The sequence below is a fragment of the Pseudomonas sp. GOM7 genome, assembly GCF_026723825.1.
GTDB lineage: Bacteria > Pseudomonadota > Gammaproteobacteria > Pseudomonadales > Pseudomonadaceae > Aquipseudomonas.
In genome coordinates this window covers 1,787,394-1,810,282 of sequence record NZ_CP113519.1, presented here as the reverse complement: position 1 = coordinate 1,810,282, position 22,889 = coordinate 1,787,394, and the positions used below count along the sequence as shown (strand labels likewise).

Annotated in this window: 18 protein-coding genes and 1 pseudogene; 3 read left to right on the top strand and 16 right to left on the bottom strand. The window is 64.3% G+C overall.

Translation table 11 applies throughout. The annotated features are described in order from the left end of the window. Positions 1 to 121: 121 nt before the first annotated feature. The 11 genes and pseudogenes from benC to OU800_RS24275 all read right to left on the bottom strand — a co-directional run. Positions 122 to 1,132, bottom strand: a complete 1,011-nt coding sequence (benC, locus tag OU800_RS08135; RefSeq protein WP_268182713.1) for a benzoate 1,2-dioxygenase electron transfer component BenC — start codon at positions 1,130 to 1,132, stop codon at positions 122 to 124. A gap of 81 nt (positions 1,133 to 1,213) precedes the next feature. After that, positions 1,214 to 1,702, bottom strand: coding sequence for a benzoate 1,2-dioxygenase small subunit (benB, locus tag OU800_RS08130; RefSeq protein WP_268182711.1), 489 nt, complete (start codon positions 1,700 to 1,702; stop codon positions 1,214 to 1,216). Then, positions 1,703 to 3,064, bottom strand: coding sequence for a benzoate 1,2-dioxygenase large subunit (gene benA / locus OU800_RS08125; RefSeq protein ID WP_268182709.1), 1,362 nt, complete (start codon positions 3,062 to 3,064; stop codon positions 1,703 to 1,705). Positions 3,065 to 3,290: 226 nt separating this feature from the next. Next, on the bottom strand, positions 3,291 to 4,247 hold the full coding sequence (locus tag OU800_RS08120; RefSeq protein ID WP_268182707.1) for an AraC family transcriptional regulator: 957 nt from the start codon (positions 4,245 to 4,247) through the stop codon (positions 3,291 to 3,293). 374 nt (positions 4,248 to 4,621) lie between these two features. Continuing rightward, positions 4,622 to 5,467 (bottom strand): IclR family transcriptional regulator, encoded by an 846-nt coding sequence (locus OU800_RS08115; protein ID WP_268182706.1) that lies wholly within the window; start codon positions 5,465 to 5,467, stop codon positions 4,622 to 4,624. Between the two features lie 170 nt (positions 5,468 to 5,637). Continuing rightward, complete coding sequence (gene pcaG, locus OU800_RS08110; protein WP_268182705.1) at positions 5,638 to 6,246, bottom strand: protocatechuate 3,4-dioxygenase subunit alpha; 609 nt, start codon at positions 6,244 to 6,246, stop codon at positions 5,638 to 5,640. 169 nt (positions 6,247 to 6,415) lie between these two features. Continuing rightward, positions 6,416 to 7,135 (bottom strand): protocatechuate 3,4-dioxygenase subunit beta, encoded by a 720-nt coding sequence (gene pcaH / locus OU800_RS08105; RefSeq protein WP_268182704.1) that lies wholly within the window; start codon positions 7,133 to 7,135, stop codon positions 6,416 to 6,418. 94 nt (positions 7,136 to 7,229) lie between these two features. Beyond that, positions 7,230 to 8,159, bottom strand: a complete 930-nt coding sequence (gene pcaQ / locus OU800_RS08100; RefSeq protein ID WP_268182703.1) for a pca operon transcription factor PcaQ — start codon at positions 8,157 to 8,159, stop codon at positions 7,230 to 7,232. Continuing rightward, positions 8,156 to 9,013: a helix-turn-helix domain-containing protein gene (locus OU800_RS08095; protein ID WP_268182702.1), complete on the bottom strand. Its 858-nt coding sequence runs from the start codon at positions 9,011 to 9,013 to the stop codon at positions 8,156 to 8,158. Before OU800_RS08095 ends, pcaQ begins: the two co-directional genes overlap by 4 nt. A 145-nt stretch (positions 9,014 to 9,158) precedes the next feature. Then, on the bottom strand, positions 9,159 to 9,863 hold the full coding sequence (locus OU800_RS24280; RefSeq protein WP_442964767.1) for a methyl-accepting chemotaxis protein: 705 nt from the start codon (positions 9,861 to 9,863) through the stop codon (positions 9,159 to 9,161). A 198-nt stretch (positions 9,864 to 10,061) separates the two neighbouring features. After that, positions 10,062 to 10,937 (bottom strand): annotated as a pseudogene (locus OU800_RS24275) (cache domain-containing protein); the annotation flags it as partial. A gap of 656 nt (positions 10,938 to 11,593) precedes the next feature. Between OU800_RS24275 and pobA the strand changes: the two are divergent. After that, a complete protein-coding gene (pobA, locus tag OU800_RS08085; RefSeq protein ID WP_268182696.1) occupies positions 11,594 to 12,778 on the top strand; it encodes a 4-hydroxybenzoate 3-monooxygenase in 1,185 nt (394 codons plus the stop codon). A gap of 207 nt (positions 12,779 to 12,985) precedes the next feature. On the opposite strand, the gene OU800_RS08080 is transcribed toward pobA, so the two are convergent. The 5 genes from OU800_RS08080 to mhpT form a co-directional block, all read right to left on the bottom strand. After that, positions 12,986 to 14,218 (bottom strand): thiolase family protein, encoded by a 1,233-nt coding sequence (locus OU800_RS08080; protein ID WP_268182694.1) that lies wholly within the window; start codon positions 14,216 to 14,218, stop codon positions 12,986 to 12,988. Next, entirely contained in the window at positions 14,215 to 16,083 is a 1,869-nt protein-coding gene (locus OU800_RS08075; protein WP_268182692.1) for a feruloyl-CoA synthase, read from the bottom strand. The genes OU800_RS08080 and OU800_RS08075 overlap by 4 nt, the downstream gene beginning before the upstream one ends. 131 nt (positions 16,084 to 16,214) lie before the next feature. Further along, on the bottom strand, positions 16,215 to 17,657 hold the full coding sequence (locus OU800_RS08070) for an aldehyde dehydrogenase (protein WP_268182690.1): 1,443 nt from the start codon (positions 17,655 to 17,657) through the stop codon (positions 16,215 to 16,217). A gap of 66 nt (positions 17,658 to 17,723) precedes the next feature. Then, a complete protein-coding gene (locus OU800_RS08065) occupies positions 17,724 to 18,554 on the bottom strand; it encodes a p-hydroxycinnamoyl CoA hydratase/lyase (protein ID WP_024308460.1) in 831 nt (276 codons plus the stop codon). A gap of 199 nt (positions 18,555 to 18,753) precedes the next feature. Then, entirely contained in the window at positions 18,754 to 19,956 is a 1,203-nt protein-coding gene (mhpT, locus tag OU800_RS08060) for a 3-(3-hydroxy-phenyl)propionate transporter MhpT (protein WP_268182687.1), read from the bottom strand. A gap of 306 nt (positions 19,957 to 20,262) precedes the next feature. Between mhpT and OU800_RS08055 the strand changes: the two genes are divergently transcribed. Next, positions 20,263 to 21,555, top strand: coding sequence for an OprD family porin (locus OU800_RS08055; RefSeq protein WP_442964744.1), 1,293 nt, complete (start codon positions 20,263 to 20,265; stop codon positions 21,553 to 21,555). A 251-nt stretch (positions 21,556 to 21,806) separates the two neighbouring features. Beyond that, positions 21,807 to 22,790, top strand: a complete 984-nt coding sequence (locus OU800_RS08050; protein ID WP_268182685.1) for an MBL fold metallo-hydrolase — start codon at positions 21,807 to 21,809, stop codon at positions 22,788 to 22,790. The last annotated feature ends 99 nt before the right edge of the window (positions 22,791 to 22,889 follow it).

Here is a 22,889-nt window from a genome sequence, read left to right as displayed (position 1 = left end):
CTATCTCCCCCCTCTCCCATGATTGGCAGAGGGGTGACTCAGCCTGTAGCCCGGATGCAATCCGGGACTGGTGCGTGGGCCTTCCCCGGATTGCATCCGGGCTACGAATGCCCGCTCGCACCTAGGCGCTGGCGGCGAATTTCTCGTAGTAGAAATTCGCCGGAGCGATGCCCTGCTCGCGGATGTAGGCGCTGACCGCCTCGACCATCGGCGGCGGGCCGCACAGGTAGATGTCCACCTCGCCATCGTTGAGGTGCCTGGGTTCGATGTGCTGGGTCACGTAGCCCTTGTGCGGGTAGCTGCTGCCTTCGCTGGCCACACAGGCGCTGAAGGTGAAACCGGGAATGCGCGCGGCGAAGGCTTCCAGCTTGTCCAGCTCGACCAGGTCATGGTCGTGGGTCACCCCGTAGATCAGGTGCAGCGGGTGCGCGCAGCCTTCGGCGGCGATCTTCTCCAGCATCGCGGTGAACGGCGCCAGGCCGGTACCGCCGGCCAGCAACAGCAGCGGGCGCTTGATCTCGCGCAGGTAGAAGCTGCCCAGCGGGCCGGCCAGGCTGATGCTGTCGCCGGCCTTGGCCAGGTTGGTCAGGAAGCTGCTCATCAGCCCGCCCGGCACGTTGCGGATCAGGAAGCTGACTTCGCCGTCCTTCGGCAGGCTGCTGAAGGAGTAGGCGCGCGTCTGCTCGCTGCCCGGCACCTTGAGGTTGACGTACTGCCCCGGCAGGAACGCCAGTTGGTTGAGCGCCTCGCCCTTGATCGACAGCGCGATGGTGCTGTCGGAGAGCTTGCGCACGGCACTGATGGCGGCCTCGAAACTGGCCTGCTGGGTCTTGCACAGTTGCGACGACGCCGGCACGCGGATCACGCAGTCGCTCTCGGCGCGCATCTGGCAGGTCAGCACGTAGCCCTGCTCGGCTTCGGCCTCGCTCAGGGCATCCTCGATATATTCCTCGCCGAGGTCGTACTGCCCCGCCTCGGCGAAGCACTTGCAGGCACCGCAGGCACCGTCGCGGCAGTCCAGCGGAATGTTGATGCCCTGGCGATAGGCGGCATCGGCCACCGTCTCCCCCTGGTTGGCGTCGATGAAGCGGGTGACCCCGTCCTCGAAATTCAGTGCGATCTTGTGGCTCATGGCGCACCTCGCTATGCAGTTTTTGGCGTGCAGCGACCCGAGGCGGGAGCCAATGGCCCCGCCGGCAAGGCTGCAGCGGATTCAGATGTGGTAAACGTCGATGATCTGCCTGACGTAGTCGTTCTTCAGCACCACCTTCTTGGCCTTGATCAGCGGGTTCGGCCCACGCGTATCGAGGGTGTAGAAGCTGGTTCCGTAGAAGTGGTCGACGGTCTTGTAGCGGAAGCTCAGGGTATGCCAGTTGAAGCGCACCTTGGTCACGCCCTCGCCCTGCGAGACGATCTCGATGTTGTTGATGTTGTGCGACGTCCGGGTATCCGGGATGGTGGCACTGGAACGCTCGGTGCGGATGCGGAACACCCGATCCTCCAGGCCGCTGCGGTTGCCGTACCAGATCAGCGAGATCTCGGTCTGCGGGTTCTCCACCAACTGATCACGATCATCCCAGGCCGGCATCCAGAACTCGGCGTCCGGGGCGTACAGCTCCAGCCACTCGTCCCACTGCTTGTCGTCCAGGTAGCGCGCCTCGCGGTAGAGGAAATCGCGCACGACGTCATAGGAAAGGCTCATTCACGCACCCTCCACGTGGATCAGGTGTTCCTGTTCTTGCTTCACTGCCTCGATCATCTGCTGCTGCCAGTAGTGATGCTGCAGCACGAACAGGCCCTCGTCCTCGGTGCGCGCACCGGACAGCAGCGGCTGCAGGTCGATCTCCCTGGCCGAATCGTCGGCGCCGTCGATCCAGTGCTTGGCCCCGCGCGACATGTCGTTCCACTCCATGGCGCGACCGGCGAAGCCCTGCTGGCAGGCGCGGAATTCTTCCAGGTCATCCGGCGTGGCCATGCCGGAGACGTTGAAGAAGTCTTCGTATTGGCGGATGCGCCGAGCGCGCGCTTCGGCACTCTCGCCCTTGGGCGCGATGCAGTAGATGGTCACTTCGGTCCTGTCCACCGACAGCGGGCGAGCGATGCGTAGCTGCGAGCCGAACTGATCCATCAGGTACAGGTTGGGGTACAGGCAGAGGTTGCGCGAGTGGCCGATCATCCAGTCGGCACGCGCCTCGCCGAACTCGGCGGCCAGGCGTTCGCGGTCGGCGAACAGCGGGCGATCCTCGGGGTTGTCCCAGCGCGTCCAGAGCAGCAGATGGCCGTTCTCGAAGGAGTAGAAACCGCCGCCCTTCTTGCCCCAGCCGCCGGCGCTCATGGCGCGGATGTCGTCGCCGGCTTCCTTGAGCTTGCGCTGCTGCTGGGTGGCGGCGTAGTTCCAGTGCACGGCGGTGACGTGGTAGCCGTCGGCGCCGTTCTCCGCCTGCAGCTTCCAGTTGCCTTCGTAGACGTAGGTGCTGGAGCCACGCAGCACTTCCAGGCCCTCGGTGGACTGGTCGCAGACCATGTCGATGATCTTCTTCGACTCGCCGAGGAAGTCCTCCAGCGGCGCCACGTCCTCGCGCAGGCTGCCGAACAAAAAGCCTCGGTAGGACTCGAAGCGGGCGACCTTCTTCAGGTCGTGGGAGCCGTCGCAGTTGAAGCTGTCCGGGTAGCCGGCGTCCTTGGGATCCTTGACCTTGAGCAGCTTGCCGCTGTTGTTGAAGGTCCAACCATGGAACGGGCAGGTGTAGCTGGCCTTGTTGCCGCTCTTGAAGCGGCAGAGCATGGCGCCACGGTGGCTGCAGGCGTTGATGAAGGCGTTGAGTTCACCGTCCTTGTTGCGCGCGATGAAGATCGGCTGACGCCCCATGTAGGTGGTGTAGTAGTCGTTGACGTTGGGGATCTGGCTCTCGTGGGCCAGATACAGCCAGTTGCCCTCGAAGATGTGCTGCATCTCCAGGTCGAACAGGCGCGGGTCGGTGAACATCTCGCGCTTGCAGCGGAAGATGCCCTTGTCCTTGTCTTCTTCAAGCAGGCTGTTGAGGTAGTCGAGTCCCAGGGTCATGGCCATGGCTCCGTTGTTATTGTTTCAACGGTTCCAAGGCTAGGGGCTCGCTGCCGGGGCCAATATCCAGTTCTTGCAGGTCTTTATCCGTTTTCTGCAGCACCAATAAACGGCCGCTATGCGGCCTTCTGATGACCCTCTCCCGCTTGCGGGAGAGGGTGCCCGAAGGGCGGGAGAGGGACCATCCGCAAACACCTACCCCCGTAGCCCGGATGCAATCCGGGGCCTACCCCTCGCGCCGCCGCAGGGTATCCGATGGCAATTCACCGAAGGCGCTCTTGTAGCTCTCGGAGAAGCGCCCCAGGTGCAGGAAGCCGTAGTCCAGCGCCACCTCGGTGACGTTGCGCACCTTGGCCGTCGGGTCCTTCAGGCAGGCATGCACACGCTCCAGCTTGCGCTGGCGGATGTAGTGCTTGGGCGTGGTCTGCAGGTGCTTGTCGAACAGGGCATAGAGCGAACGCGGGCTCATGTGCGCGAGCTGGGCCAGTTGCTCGACGCTGATGTCCTGTTTGAGGTTGTCCTCGATGAACTGCACCAGGCGCTCGAACGACGGGCTGCTCTGCGACAGCTCCTGGCGCTGCACGTTATTGCCGAGCAGCCCCAGCAGCTTGCTGGCGATGATGCGCGTGTAGTGCTCCTGCACCGAGGGCAGCGACTGCGCGCTCTCGGCTTCGGCGCAGACCAGGCCGAGCAGGTTGGCGAAACCCTCGAGTTGCTGCAACTGGTGACGCGAGGCGAAGCGCACGCCATCGCCAGGGCGCTGCCAGTGGTTGTCGACGCAGGCCCGCTCGATCAGATGGGCCGGCAGCTTGACGATGAACTTCTCGCAGTCGTCGGAATAGGTCAGGTCGACCGGATCGTCCGGGTTGATCAACAGCAGCTCGCCGGGGGTGAAGTAGTGCTCCTGGCCATGGCCGCGCCACAGGCAATGGCCCTGCAACAGCACCTGAAGGTGGTAGATGGTTTCCAGCGCCGGCGAGGTGACCCGCACGCTGCCGCCATAGCTGATGCGGCACAGGTCGAGGCTGCCGAAGCTGCGATGGCTCAGGCTGGCCGCCGGACGGCCGCTGCTGGGCAGGCGGATGCAATGCGCGCCGACATGCTGGTTGACGTAGTCGGACACCGCATAAGGATCGGCATTGGCAAACAGCCGACTCTTCTCATTGAGCAGATGACAGTCCATAACTCACGGCACTCTTATCATTGTTATAAAGATGGCGAGTGCTGACGGGCCAAGGCTGCCCTCCTCGCTCAGAGCCTATTCAAAGCCTGCTGCGCGTCGGCCAAACGGCGTTGAAAAGCCCTTCGGATGCTCATTTACCACTCGTAAACTCGAGTGCGAGCCCAATCCGTTCCTCAGGTCTTTTCGCCTTGTTTGGCTCTAGCTCGCGAGACTTTGAACAGACTCTCATGCCATAGATACAGGCTTGCTGTTCGTTCTGCCCAGCAGTCAGGCGTAACCGATTGCAACATTGGCAGAACGATGGCCTGCCCAGCTTAGGCAATCGGGCCTTCAGCGAATATCACGGCGTTCGATAATCGCCCCGTTTTGCCGAATCAGGCGGGACGAAAGAGCTGCCCGCTCAGTTCACGGCTGGCACTGAGCATCAGCGGCAGGAAGCGCTTTTCCAGCTCGGCGACCGGTACACGGCTGGCGTGAGTGCTGATATTCATGGCGGCCAGCACATGACCGGCAGAGTCGTACACCGGCACGGCCAACGAGCGCAGACCCTGCTCCAGTTCCTGGTCGACGATGCACCAGCCCTGCTGGCGCACACGCTGCAGGCACTCCCACAGGGCCTCGGGAGTGTGCAAGGTGCGACTGGTCTTGGGCAGCAGCTCGGCGTGAGCCAGGTAGTCCTGTAGCTGGTCATCATCCAGCGCCGCCAGGAGGATGCGCCCCATGGACGTGCAGTAGGCCGGCAGGCGGCTGCCGACGCTCAGATCCACCGAGATCAGCCGCTGCGGGATCGCCGAGCGTGCCAAGTACAGCACCTGCTCGCCTTCCAGCGTGGCCAGGTTGCAGGCCTCGTGCAGTTGCTCGCTGAGACGGTCGAGATAGGGCTGTGCGGACACTGCCAGTGGCGTCGACGACAGGTAGGCATGACCCAGGGTGAGTACCTTGGGCAGCAGCGAGTAGGTGCGTCCATCAGTGGTCACGTAGCCCAGTTTCATCAGCGTATAGAGGCAGCGGCGCACGGCGGCACGCGGTATCTCGGTGCGGTGGCTGATCTGCGCGATGGTCAGGTGGCGCTTGCGTTCCTGGAAGGCATTGATCACCGCCAGGCCACGGGCCAGGGAGGTCATGAAGTTGGGGTCACCGGCGAACTCTTCGATGCGCTTGGCCGGCGACACGTAGGGTGGCGGCGCCAGGCTGGCAAGGGGGGGACGATTTTCGCTCATGGGGCCTCCGAGTCTGGATGGACAGCGCTTGGCGATTATCGAACTAGGGTGCGGTAATCGTAAAGCCTTGCCAGAAGCAGCAGATCGCCGCCGGATGCGCCTGCTGCCAGGCGCCCCCTCTCGTCCAGAGGCCGGCGCGTACCTCGCAGAAGCACGCACCGGCGCACGACTCAGAAGTCGAAGAAGACCGTCTCGCCCTCCCCCTGGATGCGGATATCGAAGCGATAGGCCGGCTTGCCGTCCACTTCGCAGCGCCTGGCGATCAGCGTCTCGCGGCGCTCGGGCTGCTCGATCAGGTTGAGCACCGGATCCTTGGCGTTGGCCTCGGCTTCGTCCTCGAAATACAGGCGGGTGGCGAGGTGAATGTTGATGCCACGGGCGAACAGCGCGACGTTGATGTGCGGCGCCATCGGCACGCCGGCGGCGTTCTGTACCACGCCCGGCTTGACCGTGTAGGCGAACCATTCGCTACCGGCATCGAAGGTGGTGGCGGTGCGGCCGAAACCGTTGAACGCTTTGGACGGGTCGTAATCCTCGTCGTACTGGCCCTGATGGTCGGCCTGCCACAGTTCGAGAAAGGCATCGCGCACCAGATGGCCGTTGCCATCGTAGACGTGACCGAGCAGCACGATATGTTCGCCCGGCGCGTCGGGCCTGGCCATCTGGTTCCAGATTTCCTGCTCGCGGGTCGGGTTGCCGGCGGCGGCCAGGGCCAGGCCGATATGCACGTAGGGGCCGGCAGTTTGCGAAGGGGTTTCCGGCAGCAATTCAACAGGCATGGTCATCCTCCTATGAGCCTGCTCAGGATCTCGCGAGCTAGAGCCAGACAAGGCAAAAAGGGCTGAGGAACGGACTGGGCTCGCACTCGAGTTTACGAGTAGTAAATGAGCATTCCGAAGCCGTTTTTAACGCCGTCTGGCCGACGCGCAGCAGATCCTGGGCGGCTCATCAGTTGTTTTCGAAATGGGTCTTCCGCTGCCCACGCAGCACGATGTCGAAGCGATAGGCCAGGCAATCCATCGGATTGGCGGTGCCCATGTCCAGCTTGGCGATCAGTGTCTGCACCGCGTCCGGGTTGGCGATGGACTTGACGATGGGGCACAGCGGAATCAGCGGATCGCCCTCGAAGTACAGTTGGGTGATCAGCCGCGTGGCGATCGACGGGCCGCTGATGGAGAAGTGGATGTGCGCCGGGCGCCAGTCGTTGGGGCCATTGCGCCACGGATAGGGGCCGGGCTTGATGGTGCGGAAGCTGTAGCGCCCTTCACTGTCGGTCAGGGCACGGCCAACGCCACCGAAGTTGGGGTCGAGCGGTGCCAGGTAACGGTCGTTCTTGTGCCGGTAGCGACCACCGGCATTGGCTTGCCACATTTCCACCAGGGTATGGGCGATCGGTTTGCCGTACTGATCCATCACTCGGCCGGAAACGATGATGCGCTCGCCGATGGGCAGGCCACCGTTGTTGAAGTTGAGCAGCAGGTCGTTGTCGTGCTCGGCGAACTTCAGGAGCGAGAAATCCGGGCCGCTGGTTTCGGATATCGACTGCGGGATGCTCACCAGCGCCTGGCGCGGCGAGCGGGCAATGGAGGTCTTGTAGTCCGGGGTGAAGGCTTTGGGGTGCCAGTTACGGTCGCGAATGACGAAACGGCGATTGTCCTCGGCAGGCATGGCGCGCTCCTGTTATGGGTTGTTGTCGCCACAGTGTCTGGCACAACGCGCACCACGAACATTGAAAAGAAGCCGCCAATTCATAACCAAAAGGTTATGGAAAATCCCCCTCCCGATAGGCCTGCGCCACCTCGCGCAACACATCGCAGAAGCGCTCGGCAGCCAATGACAGCCCCAGTGCCCCGTTACGGCAGATGCCCACCGAACCACCCGGCTCGCGCACCGGCAGGTGCAGCTCGGCCAGTTCACCACGCTGCACGTCCAGGCGCACCGCGTCCTGCGGCGCCACCCACAACGCATCGCTGCACAGCACGTAGCGTCGGCTCAGCGCTGGCGACAGGGTTTCCAGGCGCTGCCGCGAAGGACTCACGCCACACTGCACGAACAGGCTATCGGCATGCTTGCGGATGGTGGTGCCCTGCGTCGGCAAAACCAGGGGGTAATCCCCGAGGTGCGCCAGCGTCTCGCCAATAGCCAGCAGCGGATGGCCGGGGCGCACCACCAGGGTCAGGGACTCGCTATACAGGTGCTCGAAGGTCAGCCCCTGGATATCCGGGCTGTCGGTCATGCGGCCGATCACCAGATCCAGCTCACCGACGCGCAACTGCCCGAGCAGGTAGGCCCCAGGCCCGGTGGCGACGCTGACCACCAGGGCCTCATGGCCTGCGTGCAGGCGCCGCACCACCTCGGGCATCAGCAGGCTCTCCACCGTTGACAGCACACCGACACGCACCTGCCCGGCCTCGTGCTCGCCAGCGCGCAAGCTGCTCACCCCGTCGCGCAGAGCCTGCACGCAGGGCCCGGCATAACGCATGAAGGCGATCCCGGCACTGGTCAGGGTCACACCCTGGCGGCCGCGCTCGAACAGGCTGGCGTCGAGGATGTCTTCCAGCTCCTTGAGCGTCTTGGAGATTGCCGGCTGGCTCACGGCCAACGCATCGGCGGCCTTGGCGAAGCTGCGCTGGCGGGCGATCTCGAGAAAGCTCAGCAGATGGCGAAACTTGATACGGGTGTCGAAGTTCATCGCTGGCTCCGGAAGTCCTTGGGTGTGCAACCCGTACCACGGCGGAAGAAGCGCGAAAAATACGCGGCCTCGGAAAAGCCCAGGCTGTCGGCCACCTGGGCAATGGTCATCGAGGTGTACACCAGGTTGCGCTTGGCTTCGAGCAGCAGGCGCTGGTGCAGCAGTTGCAGCCCCGACTGCCCGGCCAGGCGCCGGCACAGGCTGTTGAGGTGCGCCACGCTAAGGCCCAGTTGCGAGGCGTACCAGTCCAGCGGGCGATGTTCGCGGTAGTGCTGCTCCACCAAGGCCTGGAAACGCCGCAGGTGATTGCGCCCGCGGTCGCTCGGCAAGGCCTCGGCACGCTCGTCGGCCAGGGCCTGGCGCGCCAGCCAGACCAGTAGCGCGCTGATCAAAGACTGCAGCATCAACTCACGCCCCGTCTCGTGTCGCCCGTACTCCTGTGCCAGGGTGGCGAACAGCACGTCCAGGCGACCTTCATGCCCCTCGGCCGGATAGCAGGCGGCCTGGCTCAGCGGCGGCCGCTCCAGAGCCTCCCCCATATGTTCGACCAACGGCTGTGCCAGGGTCAGCACATGGCCCTGGATGTCCTCGGAAAAGCGAAAGGCATGCACGCACAGCGCCGGCACCACCTGCACCGCCGCCTGCTCGAGTACCCGCACCTGACCGTCGATTTCCACCTCGGCATGGCCACTCTGGATGTACAGCACCTGCAGCAGATCGCTGTGTAGATGGGCACGGATCTCCCAGCCGTGCAGGCGGCTACGCTCGGCGATCGACTCGCAATGGATCAGATCCGGCGTCGGCCAGGCGCGCTCTTCGCCATAGAGTTTGAATACGGGCACCTGGCCGGTCATGGCAATCCTCGAAACGTGCAGGTATCGCGGCCAATGATGCCTGCAAGCGCCAAAGAGTTGCAGCGGAAAATGCAACTCTGGCCACACTCAGGAGCGCAAAGGCAAGCGCCGAACCCGGGTTCGGCGGTGCGTCTGGCGTTAGGCTCTAGGTGCGGAAGCGCCCCACCAAGCCATGCAACTGCTCGGACAGTTGCGCCAGCTCCTGCGAATCGCGGTGTGCCGACTGCGCGAGGTTTTCCACCAGCAGCGCATCCTCCTGGATCTGGGCGATGTGGCGGTTGATGTCCTCGGCCACCTGATGCTGCTCTTCGGCCGCCGTGGCGATCTGGGTGTTCTGGTCGCGAATGTGATCCACCGCGCCGCGAATCTGCTCGAAGCTCTGACTGGCCATGCCGATGCGCTCGACGCTGGCCTGGGACATTTCCAGGCTGCTCTGCATCTGCCGGGTCACCTCTTGCGTGCGCCGAGCCAGGCCGCCCAACAGGCTGTCGATCTCGCCGGTGGAGTCGGCCGTGCGCTGAGCCAGAGCCCGTACCTCATCGGCCACCACGGCGAAACCACGGCCCTGGTCGCCGGCGCGGGCGGCCTCGATGGCGGCGTTGAGCGCCAGCAGGTTGGTCTGCTCGGCGATGGAGCGAATGGTGCCGAGAATGGCGTTGATGTTCTGGCTGTCCTGCTCCAGCGCCTGCAGCGCCAGCGCCGATTGCTTGAGGTTGTCGCTCAGGCGCGTGACGCTGTCGGTGGCATCCTCGATCTGCGCCTGCCCGGCATGCACCTGGCGCTGGCCATTGTCGGCGGAGTTGGCCGCCTCGCTGCACGAGCGCGCCACTTCGTTGGCCGTGGCGACCATCTCGTTGAAGGCAGTGGAAACCATCTCCACCGCACCGCGCTGCCGTTCGGCCACATCGTTCATGTCATGGGCGACACGGGTCGAACCCTCGGAGGTATGGCGCAGTGCCGCAGACGCCTCGATGACGTTCTGCACCAATTGTCGAATGCTGCCGAGGAACTGGTTGAACCAGCGCGCCAGCAGCGCCGTTTCGTCCTTGCCCTGTACGGCCAGGCTACGGGTCAGATCGCCTTCGCCCTGGGCGATGTTCTCCAGGCCGTTTGCCACGCTGCGGATCGGGGTGACGATGAGCTTGGCGAACACCGCGCCGACCACGGCGAAGACCACGGCCAGCAGCAGCACGATGACACCGATCTGCCAGGTCAGGGCGTTGGCCTTGGCCATCACCTCGCTGCGTTCGATCAGGCCGATGAAGCGCCAGCCGAGGGTCGGCGACGTCCAGATATTGGCCATGTAGCTTGTGCCGTCGAGCTCCACCTCCAGCAGCCCGTCGGCGCCGGCCATGCGCGCATACTCGCCGCCCAGATCGTTGAGCGATTTGAAATTGTTATCGGCATTGCGTGGATCGACCAGCACGTTGCCACTGTCCTCAACCAGCATCAGGTAGCCGGTTTCACCGAGTTTGATCTGCTTGATCAGATCGGTAAGCTGCTTGAGCGACACGTCCAGCCCCACCACGCCGGCCAGGTTGCCCTGGGCATCGTTGACGGTGCGCACGGTGCCGATCAGCACCGCATCGTCCGGCGCCCAGTAGTAGGCGGCGGTGCGCAGCGTCTTGCCAGGAGAGGCCATGGCGGTCTTGTACCAGGGCCGCACGCGCGGGTCATAGCTCTTCAGGCCTGGGTCACTCGGCCAGATGGCATAGCCGCCATCGACCCGGCCATAGGACAGATAGGCCGTGGTCGGGTGGGCCTTGGCGAAGCGATCGAAGAAGCTTTCCATGTCCTGATTGGTCTGTGGCAGCGGCATGCTCGGCGCATCGGCCGAGGAGTAGTTCTTCAAGGTCGGTGCCGCCACCACCTGCGGCAGGCTGGCGATGTAGTCGACGTTCTCGCTGACGCCCTTGAAGAACATGGCCATGGCGTTGTCGACCTGGCGAATCTCCCTCTTGCTGCCGTCGAGAAAATCCGCCTGTGCCTGCACGCGCAGATTGTAGATGACCACCGCGGCCACCAGGAGGATGGGCACGCAGGCGATAGCGGCAAATGCCCAGGTCAGCTTCTGCTTGATGTTCATTGGAGTTTTTCTCTCATGTAAGGAAAATCCGCCCTCTGCATGAAAGCATTGGCGAATGGATTCAATAGGCTATCGGCATTTTCTCGACACGCTTGAGAGCTGCGAACAAACGCAGCCCCTGTGCCTGCAAGCAGATTCTCCCTCCCCGAAGCCTCGCCGACGGGCATTGAGGTCGTCGTCATTCATGCGACCTAGGTTCTGTTGCCGTTTCACGCACGACCACGCATCGAAACGGCAACGACCCTACGCAAGGTTTAGATCAGAACGCCCTTGGCTACCAGTCCCCTCATGGCTCGGTGAGGTACCGCCTCGGTTGCCTGCCCGGACATCTGCCCCGGCCAGGCCATGAATCCCCATCCCCGCTTCACGCAAAATCATCGAAATATCCAAGTATCAGTACAAATAGTGCCTTCATGAGCCGCCTGGATACCTCAAAAATACAGCTTCCAGTATTCCTGCCTTGCAAGCGGCAGTTACCCCAAGGGACAACAACAATGAAAACCCAAGTTGCAATCATCGGCGCCGGTCCGTCCGGCCTGTTGCTCGGCCAATTGCTGCACAAGGCCGGTATCGACAACGTCATCATCGAACGCCAGAGCCCCGACTACGTGCTCGGTCGCATCCGTGCCGGCGTGCTCGAACAAGGCATGGTCGACCTGCTGCGCGAAGCCGGCGTCAGCCAGCGCATGGATCGCGAAGGCCTGGTGCACGATGGCTTCGAGCTGGCCTTCGATGATCGCCTGGAGCGCATCGACCTGCGTGGCCTGACCGGCGGCAAGACGGTCATGGTCTACGGCCAGACCGAAGTCACCCGCGACCTGATGGAGGCCCGCAGCGCCTGCGGCGCGCCAAGCTTCTATGGCGCCAGTGATGTCCAGTTGCACGAGCTCAAGGGGCAACAGCCCTATGTCACCTTCGTCCACGACGGCCAGCATATCCGTCTGGACTGCCAGCACATTGCCGGCTGCGACGGCTTCCATGGCGTATCGCGCCAATCCATTCCCGATGGCGTGCTCAAGGAGTTCGAGCGGGTCTACCCCTTCGGCTGGCTCGGCGTGCTGGCCGACACCCCGCCAGTGCATGACGAACTGATCTATGCCAACCACGAACGCGGCTTCGCCCTGTGCAGCATGCGCTCGCCGACCCGCACCCGTTACTACGTGCAGGTCAGCAGCGAGGAGAAGGTGGAGGACTGGTCGGATGAGCGTTTCTGGGACGAACTCAAGCGCCGCCTGCCGACGCAAACCGCCGCCAAGCTGGTCACCGGCCCGTCCATCGAGAAGAGCATCGCCCCGCTGCGCAGCTTCGTGGTCGAGCCCATGCAGTACGGCCATCTGTTCCTCGTCGGCGACGCTGCGCACATCGTCCCGCCCACCGGCGCCAAGGGCCTTAACCTGGCCGCCAGCGACGTCAGCACGCTGTACCGCATCCTGCTCAAGGTGCACCGGGAAGGCCGCACGGAGTTGCTGGAGAAGTACTCGGAAATCTGCCTGCGGCGCATCTGGAAGGCCGAACGCTTTTCCTGGTGGATGACCTCGATGCTGCACCGCTTCCCCGACACCGACGCCTTTAGCCAGCGCATGCAGCAGACTGAGCTGGATTACTTCGTCGGCTCCGAAGCCGGGCGCCGCACCATTGCCGAGAACTATGTCGGCCTGCCCTACGAAGCGGTGGAATGAGTGCATGGGGGGATCATCGCCCCCCTCCTCCCGAGGGCTTCACCTGCGATCATTGTCGGCACCGAGCGCGCAATGATCGCGAATGAATTCCTACAAAAGCGGTTTTCCCTGCGCCCCAGGCATCGGGTCGCACGGCCGGCAGGAGCGGATTTATCCGCGATTCTGGCTCGCGCCACGCACAAGCCCTGCCAACGAGGGCGCAGTGCATTACCGACAGGTCGGATTTTCCAACAGCAGCGCCATCCCCTGCCCGCCACCGATGCAGGCGGCAGCGATGCCATAGCGAGCGCCGCGCGCCTGCAATTGGCGGGCGACACTGTGCGCCAGGCGCAAGCCGGTGGCGGCCAGTGGGTGGCCGAGGGCGATGGCGCCGCCATGGCGGTTCAGGCGCGCTGGATCCAGCTCCAGCTCGCGCTGCACGGCCAGTACCTGAGCGCCCTGAGCCTCGTTGATTTCCAGGCTGTCGATGGCATCCAGGCTCAGCCCGGTACCGTCGAGCAGCAAGCGGATCGCCGGTGCCGGGCCGATGCCCATGATCTCCGGTGGCACACCAACCACCGCACTGGCGCGCAGCAAGGCCAAGGGCGAACGGACGCTGCGGGCATCGCCCACCAGCACGGCTGCAGCGCCATCGACCAGGGCGCAACTGTTGCCGGCGGTCTGCACCGAACCGGGGCTGACCGGCGACAGCGCCGCCAAGGCCTCGGCACTGGTCTGCCGGGGATGGCTGTCGCGATCTAGCTGGGTGACCTTGCGCGGCAGGCTCAGGTGGCGAGGCTGATAGCCCGGCAGCTCGAAATGGGTACTGCTCACTGGTGCGATCTCGTCGTCGAACCAGCCTTCGGCCTGCGCCGCCAATGCCTTGTCGAAGCTGCCCAGGGCGAAGGCGTCCACCTCTTCACGGCGCAAGCCATAGCGCTGGGCCAGGTTCTGCGCGGTGTCGATCATGGTCTGGGCGATGGCAGGGTCGAGCAGCGCCTCCCAGAGAAAATCCTTGAAGCCCACCGGCGCGCCGAGGCGAAAACCACCGCGGTGCTCGTAGCTGGCGATGGGATTGCGCGACATGGATTCGGCCGCCACGCACAGCGCCAGGCTGGCAGTGCCGCGTTCGAGCTGGTTGCCGGCCTGGCGCAGCAGCTCCAGGCCGGTGCCGCAGATGCGCTGTACCGCCAGCGCCGGCACCTCGATCGGCACGCCGGCGTACAGGCCGATATGCCGGGGTAGCATGTAGGCGTCGAAACTGGCCTGGGCCATGCTGCCGGCCAGCACGCTGTCGACCCGCTCGCCATCGATGCCGGCCCGTGCCAGCACGGCGCGGGCGACATGGATGCCGAGGTCGATGGGCGACACCTGAGCCAGCGGCCCGCAGTAATCGATCCAGGGGGTGCGCGCGGCAGTCAGCAGCGCGACCTGCTCGAAGGCCTCGAACTGGCCCTTCATGGCCGCGCCTGGGCCAGCACGCAATGCGCAGCCGGGTCGGCGTACAGACGCTCGATCAGCTCGGCACGGCGGCTGAGCACGGCGCGCTGGTTGAGCGAGCCCTTGTCGGTGATCTCGCCGGCGTCCAGGCTCGGCGCCTCGCTCATCAGGCAGGCCCAGGCGATATGCGAGGCCAACCCGGTGGCTTCGCGGTTGAGCTCCTCCAGCAGCCCGGCCAGCCACTGGCGCACGGGTTCGGCTGCCAGCACCGCTTCGACACTGGCATCACTCGGCAAACCAGCCAGTGCGCGGCAGGCCGGCACGCTGGGGAATACCAGCAGGCCGATACGCTGACGATCCGGCCCGGTGACCACCACGTCCTGCACATAGGGCGCGCCCTGCAGGATGACGCGGGTACGCAGCGGGCCGACGCTGACGAACACGCCGGTGCTGAGCTTGAAGTCCTCGGCGATGCGGCCGTCGAACATCAGGCCCCAGTGCGGGTTGGCGGCATCGGCGAAACGCAGGGCATCGCCGGAGCGGTAGAAGCCCTCCTCGTCGAAGGCCTCGGTATTGAGTTCGGCCTGGCGCCAGTAGCCGGGCATCACGTGCGGGCCACGGAAGCGTGCTTCCAGCTTGCCGTCCACCGGCGTCAGCTTGACCTCGCAACCGGGCGCCGGCAGGCCGACATAGCCAGCCACCGACAGCGGCCCGGTGGTGAAGGTGCAGGACGGCGCCGTTTCGGTCATGCCCAGGCCGGCCATCATGCGGATGCGCTCGCCGCAATGCTGCTCGGCCACGCGATCCAGGCGATCCCAGACCGGCTGACTGAGGCCGGCGCCGGCGAAGAAGAACAGCTTCATGCGCGCGAAGAAGCGCTCGCGCAGCTCGCCATCCTGCTCCAGCGCGGCCACCAGTTCCTCCCAGCCCTTGGGCACGGTGAGGTAGGCGGTGGGCGAGATGTCCTTGAGGTTGCGCAGGGTTTCGCCGAACAAATGCGGCGTTGGCCGGCCGTCGTCGAGGTACAGGCTGCCGCCGTTGTACAGCACGATGCCGACGTTGTGGCTGCCACCGAAGGTGTGGTTCCACGGTAGCCAGTCCACCAGCACCGGCGGCTCCTCACCGAATACCGGGAAGGTCTGCAGCAGCATCTGCTGGTTGGCGCAGAGCATGCGCTGGGTGGTGACCACCGCCTTGGGCAGCTTGGTCGAACCGCTGGTGAAGAGGAACTTGGCGATGCTGTCCGGCCCGGTGCGGGCGAAGGCAGCATCGGCGGCGGCCAGCTCGCGCGGCGCCAGCAGCTCGTCGAAGCGCAGGGCCTGGCGCCCCGCTACCTCGCCCTGTACCAGCAGCAAGGGCAGGTCAGCGGGCACCACGGCGTCGATGGCACGGCTGAAGGCGGCGCCATCGGCGGCCATCACCAGCCCCGGGCGCAGCAGGTCGAAGATGTGCTGCAGCTTGGCGTAGTCGCGGGCCACGGTGGCATAGGCCGGCGACACCGGGCAGTACGGCACGCCGATGTACATCGCGGCTAGGGCCAGTTGCAGGTGCTCCAGGTCGTTGCCGGAGAGGATCACCAGCGGGCGCTCGGGGCTCAGGTCATGATCGAGCAGGTGCGCGGCGATGCAGCGCACACGCGCCAGCATGTCTCGATAGCTGATGCACTGCCACTGGCCATCGCCACCACGGCGGGCGACGAAAGTGTGCTCGCCGCGCACCTCGGCCCAGTGCAGCAGGCGGTCGAGCAGGCGTGGCGGCAATTCGGCCAGTGGCTCGCGGGCCTTGAGATAGACGTTGCCGGTACGCTCCTCGATGTGCACGTCCGGCGAGCCCAGGGCCACCGGGCGATAGCGGGCAGCGAGCGGTTGGGAGGATGCATTGTTCACTTGTTATCACCTCCGGTCGTGCCGGTTCGGGCACGACGCGACGCCGGGGCTTCCCGGCAAACTCAATTCGGGGCGCTCACAGCCCGCTCAAAGACTCACGGGCTGGGGCTATGCAAGGCTGTTCCGATTGTTCAAATCGGGTAATGGCGCGGGCCGTTCTGCATCGTCACCCAACGCAACTGGGTGAAGTGGTCGATGCTCGCGCTGGAGCCGAAACTGCCGTAACCACTGGATTTCACCCCACCGAAGGGCATCGGTGCCTCGTCGTGCACGGTCGGGCCATTGATGTGGCAGATGCCCGACTCCACCCGTTGCGCCAGGTTCAGCGCACGCGACACGTCACGGCTGAAGATCGCCGAGGACAGGCCGAACTCCGAGTCGTTGGCCAGGCGCAGCAGTTCCTCGTCGCCCTGCCCGCGCAGGATCACCGCCACCGGACCGAAGGACTCCTCGCGGTACAGGCGCATGGCCGACGTGACGCGGTCGAGCAGCACTGGCTGCATCACGCTGCCGTCGATCTGCCCGCCGGCCAGCAGCACGGCGCCCTTGTCCACGGCATCCTGCACCAGGGCCATGATGCGCTCACCAGCGGCGGCGTCGATCAGCGAACCGAGCACGGCCTCACCCGGCAGGCCGGCAGTGAGGGTGCCGACCTTGGCAGCCAGGCGCGCGGCGAAGTCGTCGGCGATGCGCTCGTCGACCACCAGGCGCTCGGTGGACATGCAGATCTGCCCCTGGTTGAAGTAGGCACCGAAAGCCGAGGCGGCCACGGCCTGATCCAGGTCGGCGTCGTCCAGCACCAGCAACGGCGCCTTGCCGCCCAGCTCCAGCACTGCCGGTTTCAGGTGTTTCGCGGCGAGCTGGCCGATGATCCGCCCGACATGGGTGGAGCCGGTGAAGTTGACCCGGCGCACCGCCGGGTTGGCCACCAGCCGTTCGACGATGGCGGCGGCATCGGCCGGGGCGTTGCTGATGACATTGACCACACCATCGCCGAGGCCGGCCTGCTGCAGTACTTCGCCGATCAGCGCGTGCACCGCCGGGCTGTTTTCCGACGCCTTGAGCACCACGGTGTTGCCGCAGGCCAGGGGCATGGCCAGGGCGCGGGTGCCGAGGATGATCGGCGCATTCCACGGGGCGATGCCCAGCACCACGCCGCAGGGCTGACGCAGGGCCATGGCGAAGCTGCCGGGTACGTCGGAGGGAATCACCTCGCCCTTGATCTGGGTGGTCATGCCGGCGGCATCACGCAGCATGTTGGCCGCCAGCTTGACGTTGAAGCCGTACCAGTCGGCAGTGGCGCCGGTTTCCACGGCCATGGCCATGAAGCGCTCGCGGTTGGCCTCGAGCAAACGGGCAGCCTCCAGCAGGCGCGCACGGCGCTCGCCCGGCCCCAACGCGGCCCAGGCCGGGAAGGCCGCCTGCGCGGCAGCGACGGCGGCATCGGCGTCTTCCAGGGTGGCAGCGGCGACGCGGCTGACGACCTCGCCAGTGAAGGGGCTACGGCGCTCGAATACCGCGCCGCCCGTGGCCGGGCGTGTCTGCCCGGCGATCAGCAAAGGCACATCGAACATGGTCTGGCTCCATCTTGTGATTGTTATTCAGGGGCGGGCACACACAACCGCCCCGAGCACGCATATTTAGCGTTTGTAGGCTTGCAGGCCCGGCTTGATGCTCTTGTCGTCGAGGAACTGCTTCATGCCCTGCTCGCGGCCACCTTCCTTGTCCAGCAGGCGCGACTGGTCGAGCTTGGCGTACAGGTAGTCTTCGTTCTGCTCCCAGGTCAGCTCGCGGCAACGCTTGAAGCCGATCTTCGCCGCACGCATCACCACCGGGTTCTTCTCCAGCAGGTTACGCGCCAGCTCGATGGTGGTCTCGCGCAGTTGCGCCAGCGGCACGCTTTCGTTGACCAGGCCCATCTCGGCAGCCTTCTGCCCACCGAAGGTCTTGCCGGTCATGATGTAGTACAGCGACTGGCGGTGGCCAACGGTGTCGGCCATGGCCTTGCTCACCAGGTTGCCCGGCGGGATGCCCCAGTTGATTTCCGACAGGCCGAAAGTGGCTTCGTCGGCGCAGATGGCCAGGTCGCACGCCACCAGCGGGCTGAAGCCACCGCCGAAGCACCAGCCGTTGACCATGGCGATGGTCGGCTTGGCGTACATGCGCAGCAGCTTCCACTGCCAGGTCGAGGCCTCGCGGCGAATCTTCTCCTGAAGGATTTCCGGGCCGGCGTCGACTTCACGGAAGTATTCCTTGAGATCCATGCCCGCCGTCCAGGACTCGCCTGCGCCGGTCAGCACCAGCACGCCGACGTCGGCATCCTGCTCCAGGGTTTCCAGCACATCGACCATCTCGCGGTTGAGGGTCGGGCTCATGGCGTTGCGTTTTTCCGGGCGGTTGAGGGTGACCCAGCCGATGCCCTCTTCGACGTCGACCTTGACGGTTTGCCAGCGCGATTCGTACTTGCTCATTTGGGGTGTCCTGCATGTGTGGGGTAGATGTGCTCAAGGTAGGCTGAGCATATAGTTATGTCAATTAACTATTTTCGCGAAATGTTCGATCATCGCCCGAATAAATGGTGAGCCACCGAAGATAAAGGTTATCTGGCTAACAAAATCAATGACTCGGCCACTTGGAGCACGGGCGCCGCCAGGGCGCCCTTCCGTCTGCTCAGGTCGCAGCCAAGGTGCGGCGCTCTCGGCTGCCCATGGCCACCACCACCAGCGCCGCCACCAACAGGCCAGGTGCAGCCGCCATCAGCACCCCTGCCGTACCGGCACCTGCGGCCAGAATGTGCCCGGCAGCCAACGGCCCGCTCACCGAGCCCAGGCGCCCGATGGCTACCGCCGCACCAACGCCCGTGGCGCGCACCTGAGTGGGGTAATAGGCCGGTGCCAGGGCGTAGAGCACCAGTTGCGCCGCCATGACGAACACGCCAGCGGCAAAGCCTGCCGAGACCATGCTGGCCAGATTGCTGGACAAGCCGATACCGGCCAGCGCCAACAGCAGGCCCAGGTAGATCGACAGCACCACCGGAGTACGCTGGAAGCGGTCGAGCAGCACCCCGCCGAGCAGCGAACCCAGCGCCCCGCCGATATTGAAGGCCATCTGCACCAGGCCAGCCTGCGGCTTGCTGAAACCCAACTCCAACAGCAGCGACGGCAGCCAGTTGAGCAGCATGTACATTACCGTCAGGGTGAAGAAGTAACTGATCCACAGCGACAGAGTGATGCGCGTGCGCCCTTCGCCACAGAGGGCCTCCAGGGTCGAAGGCCGAGCCTGCGAGAGATTGCCCTGCTCACGGTTGAAGGCCGAGGACTCCGGCAGCAGCCAGAGCATCAGCGGTGCGATGGCCAAGGGCGCCACCCCACCGACGATGAACACCCACTGCCAGGCCTCTCCGGCCAACATGCCGATCACCGCCGCACCTGCACCACCCAGCGGTACGCCGCAATACATGATGCTGATAGCCGTGCTGCGCTGACGTTCCTCCACGGCTTCCGCGCACAGCGCGATCAGGTTCGGCAGCGCCGCGCCCAGGCCCAAGCCGGTGAAAAAGCGCGCCGCCAGCAGGCCGGACAGGCTGCTGGTATAGGCCGTCCACAGGGAGAAGATACCGAACAGCACCACGGCGGCGACCAGCACCTTCTTGCGCCCGATGCGGTCGGCGACATAGCCGCCAAGAAAGGCGCCAGGCAGCAGGCCGATGATGCTGGCACTGAACATCCAGCCCATCATCCCCGGCTCCAGATTGAAGGCAGCGCGAATGCCGGCGGCGGCAATGCCAGCCGATTGCAGATCGAGCCCCTCGATCAGGGCGACGATGAAGCAGATGACGATGGTTAGCCGGGATCGGCTCGATGACGTTGTCATGAGGGGCCTCGCTCTTGTTGTTCTTGTAAGGGAGTCGCAATGAGGCATTGGCAGCCTCGACAAGAAAGAGATTAACAAAGAAAACTAAAAAAACACCCCCACGAAAACCCCACGCAAAAACCTTGTAAATCCTTAAAAAACATGTAGATAAATTAATACCAAGGCATGAAGCGAGAAAAGATAGCGGCGTTTCATGGGCGGTAATCGACCACTACAATTTGATAAGACCTCTAATCAATCCCATGCTCCCGAAAAACGGCCGCCTCTCGGCCACCCGCAAAACAACAACAAGAAAGGATCTCGAGCATGTCCAGAGCTTCCATCGGTGCCACCGCGCGTCCGTTCTCAAGATTCATCGCCCTGAGCACGGTTGCCTTGGCCACGGGCGCACAGGCACAAGGCTTCATCGAGGACAGCCACGCCAGCCTGACCCTGCGTAACTACTACATGGATCGCGACTACCAGGATGACGGCGCCAAGTCCGAGGCACGCGAATGGGCGCAGGGCTTCATCCTCAAGTTCCAGTCCGGTTTCACCGAAGGCCCGCTCGGTTTCGGCCTGGACGCCACCGGCTTGCTGGGCCTCAAGCTCGACTCCTCGCCATCGCGCAGCGGCACCGAGCTGTTGCCGGTATCGCCCAGCAGTGGCCGTGCCGCCGACGACTACTCACGCCTGGGCCTGACCGGCAAGATGAAGTTCGACAAGACCCTGCTGCAGGCCGGCGACCTCAACCTGGCCCTGCCCTCGGCCCTGTCCAGCCCGTCGCGCCTGCTGCCGCAGACCTTTCGCGGTGGCTACCTGACCTCCGCGCAGATCGACGGCCTGACCCTGCATGGCGGCTACGTCGACCGCATCGCCAAGCGCAACTCCACCGACTACGAGGCCATGACCATCGCCTCGCCCAATGGCCGCTTCAACGGCCGCGCCACCACCTCGCACATGGCCTTCGTCGGCGGCGACTACGCCCTGAGCCCGGAACTGACCCTCAAGGCCCACTACCTGGAAGTGGCCGACCTCTACGACCAGAGCTACCTCGGCGCCCTGCACAAGGTGTCGGTCGGCCCCGGCACCCTGAGCACCGACCTGCGCGCCTTCTTCAGCGGCGAGAACGGCATCGGCGCTGCCGGCAAGGTGGACAACCGCCACCTGTCGCTGCAATTCGCCTACGCCCTGAGCGGGCACCGCTGGACGCTGGGCTACGCCCACCAGGGCGGCGACACCGCCACGCCCTACATCTCCGGCACCGAACTCATGGGCATCAGCGAAATGACCATGAGCTCCGACTACCTAAACGCCAGGGAGCGCATGTGGCAGGCCATCTGGGACTACGACTTCGCCACCGCCGGCATCCCCGGCCTGACCGCACGCCTGCGCTACGTGCGCGGCGACAATATCGAACTGGCTGCCTTCAACATCGATGAGCGCAAGGAGCGCGAGGCGCAATGGGAGATGGGCTACGTGATCCAGAGCGGCCCGCTGCGCGGCGTCGGCCTGCGCGTGCGGCAGTCCTTCTACCACAACGACTTCCCCGCCGGCGCCGCCTTCCGCGACGAAAACCAGACACGCCTGATGGCCACCTATACCCTGCCGATCTGGTGAGGTGCAGGTGAGCACCTCATAAGCGATTGGCCCGCTGAATGGCGGGCCAATGGTTTATGGCATATGGCTGCGTTTTACTGGCTGCACATCCCCCATTACAGCGCGGCCGGACTGCACAGCATCAGGCCTGCCGGCATTCCTCTTACCTCGTAACCATCCACGCAATGGATAGGTCACATAGCTCTCAACTATCTGGTTGGATACCTGGCGAAGTCCTACGCTGATGCCTCCATGCTCAGGAGTACATCATCATGCATATGAACAGCCGCTTCGCCGCTGCCTTATTGGCAGCCACCTTGTTGCAATTCCCTTTAGCGCACGCCCAGCAGACGGCGGCGCCCATACCCAGCCATGCCGTACAACAGGAGTCAGGCAGCTACAACGTGCGTGTCGGGGATATCAAAGTAACCGCGCTTAGCGATGGAACAATCCCCATCGACCTGCATGCCTTGCTCAAAGGCGCGACGCCAGAAAACATCGACAAACTGTTGATGAGGAGTTTCCAACGCAACCCTCTGGAAACCTCGATCAATGTCTATCTGGTGAAGCTACCGGGGCACACCGTGCTGATTGATACAGGAGCCGGCCAACTGTTCGGCCCAGGCAATGGCGGGCGTCTTCTCGAACGCCTGGCAGCACAGGGCCTGCAGCCCGAAGACGTGACCGACGTGTTGCTCACCCATGCTCATTCGGATCATTCCGGCGGCCTGGTCAAGGATGGGCAGCGCGTTTTCCCCAATGCCACGGTGTATGTCGGCAAACCCGACGTCGACTTCTTCTTCAATGAAAGCAACCAGAAGAAGACAGGTTATGAACAGCGTTACTTTGATATCGCCAGACTGACCCTGAAGCCCTATATGGATGCGGGCAAGCTGAAGACGTTCGCAGCAACCCAGGAGGTGCTGCCAGGTATCACAGCGACCCTCCATCCCGGGCATACACCAGGCTCGGCCTTCTATCGGTTGACCAGCGCTGGCGAGAGCCTGACCTTCGTCGGCGACCTCATCCACGTTGCAGCAGTGCAGTTCCCCATGCCAGGGGTGACGATCACCTTCGATCAGAACCAGGCCAAGGCGGCTTCCGTGCGTAAAGCACAGTTCGCCGCGTTCGCGCGCGAGCGAGCCCTCATCGCGGCACCCCATCTGCCCTTCCCCGGCATGGGCCACCTGCGTACCAGCTCCTCCGGAGGCTATGATTGGGTGCCCGTCACCTATACCGATCGCAAGGAGAATTAACAGGCTGTTGAAAAACTACCTGCGTTGCCATTGCTGCGTTAAAAACAGCCTCGCGTGCGAGCCCAGCCAAAATGCTCATTTACAACACGTAAACCCGAA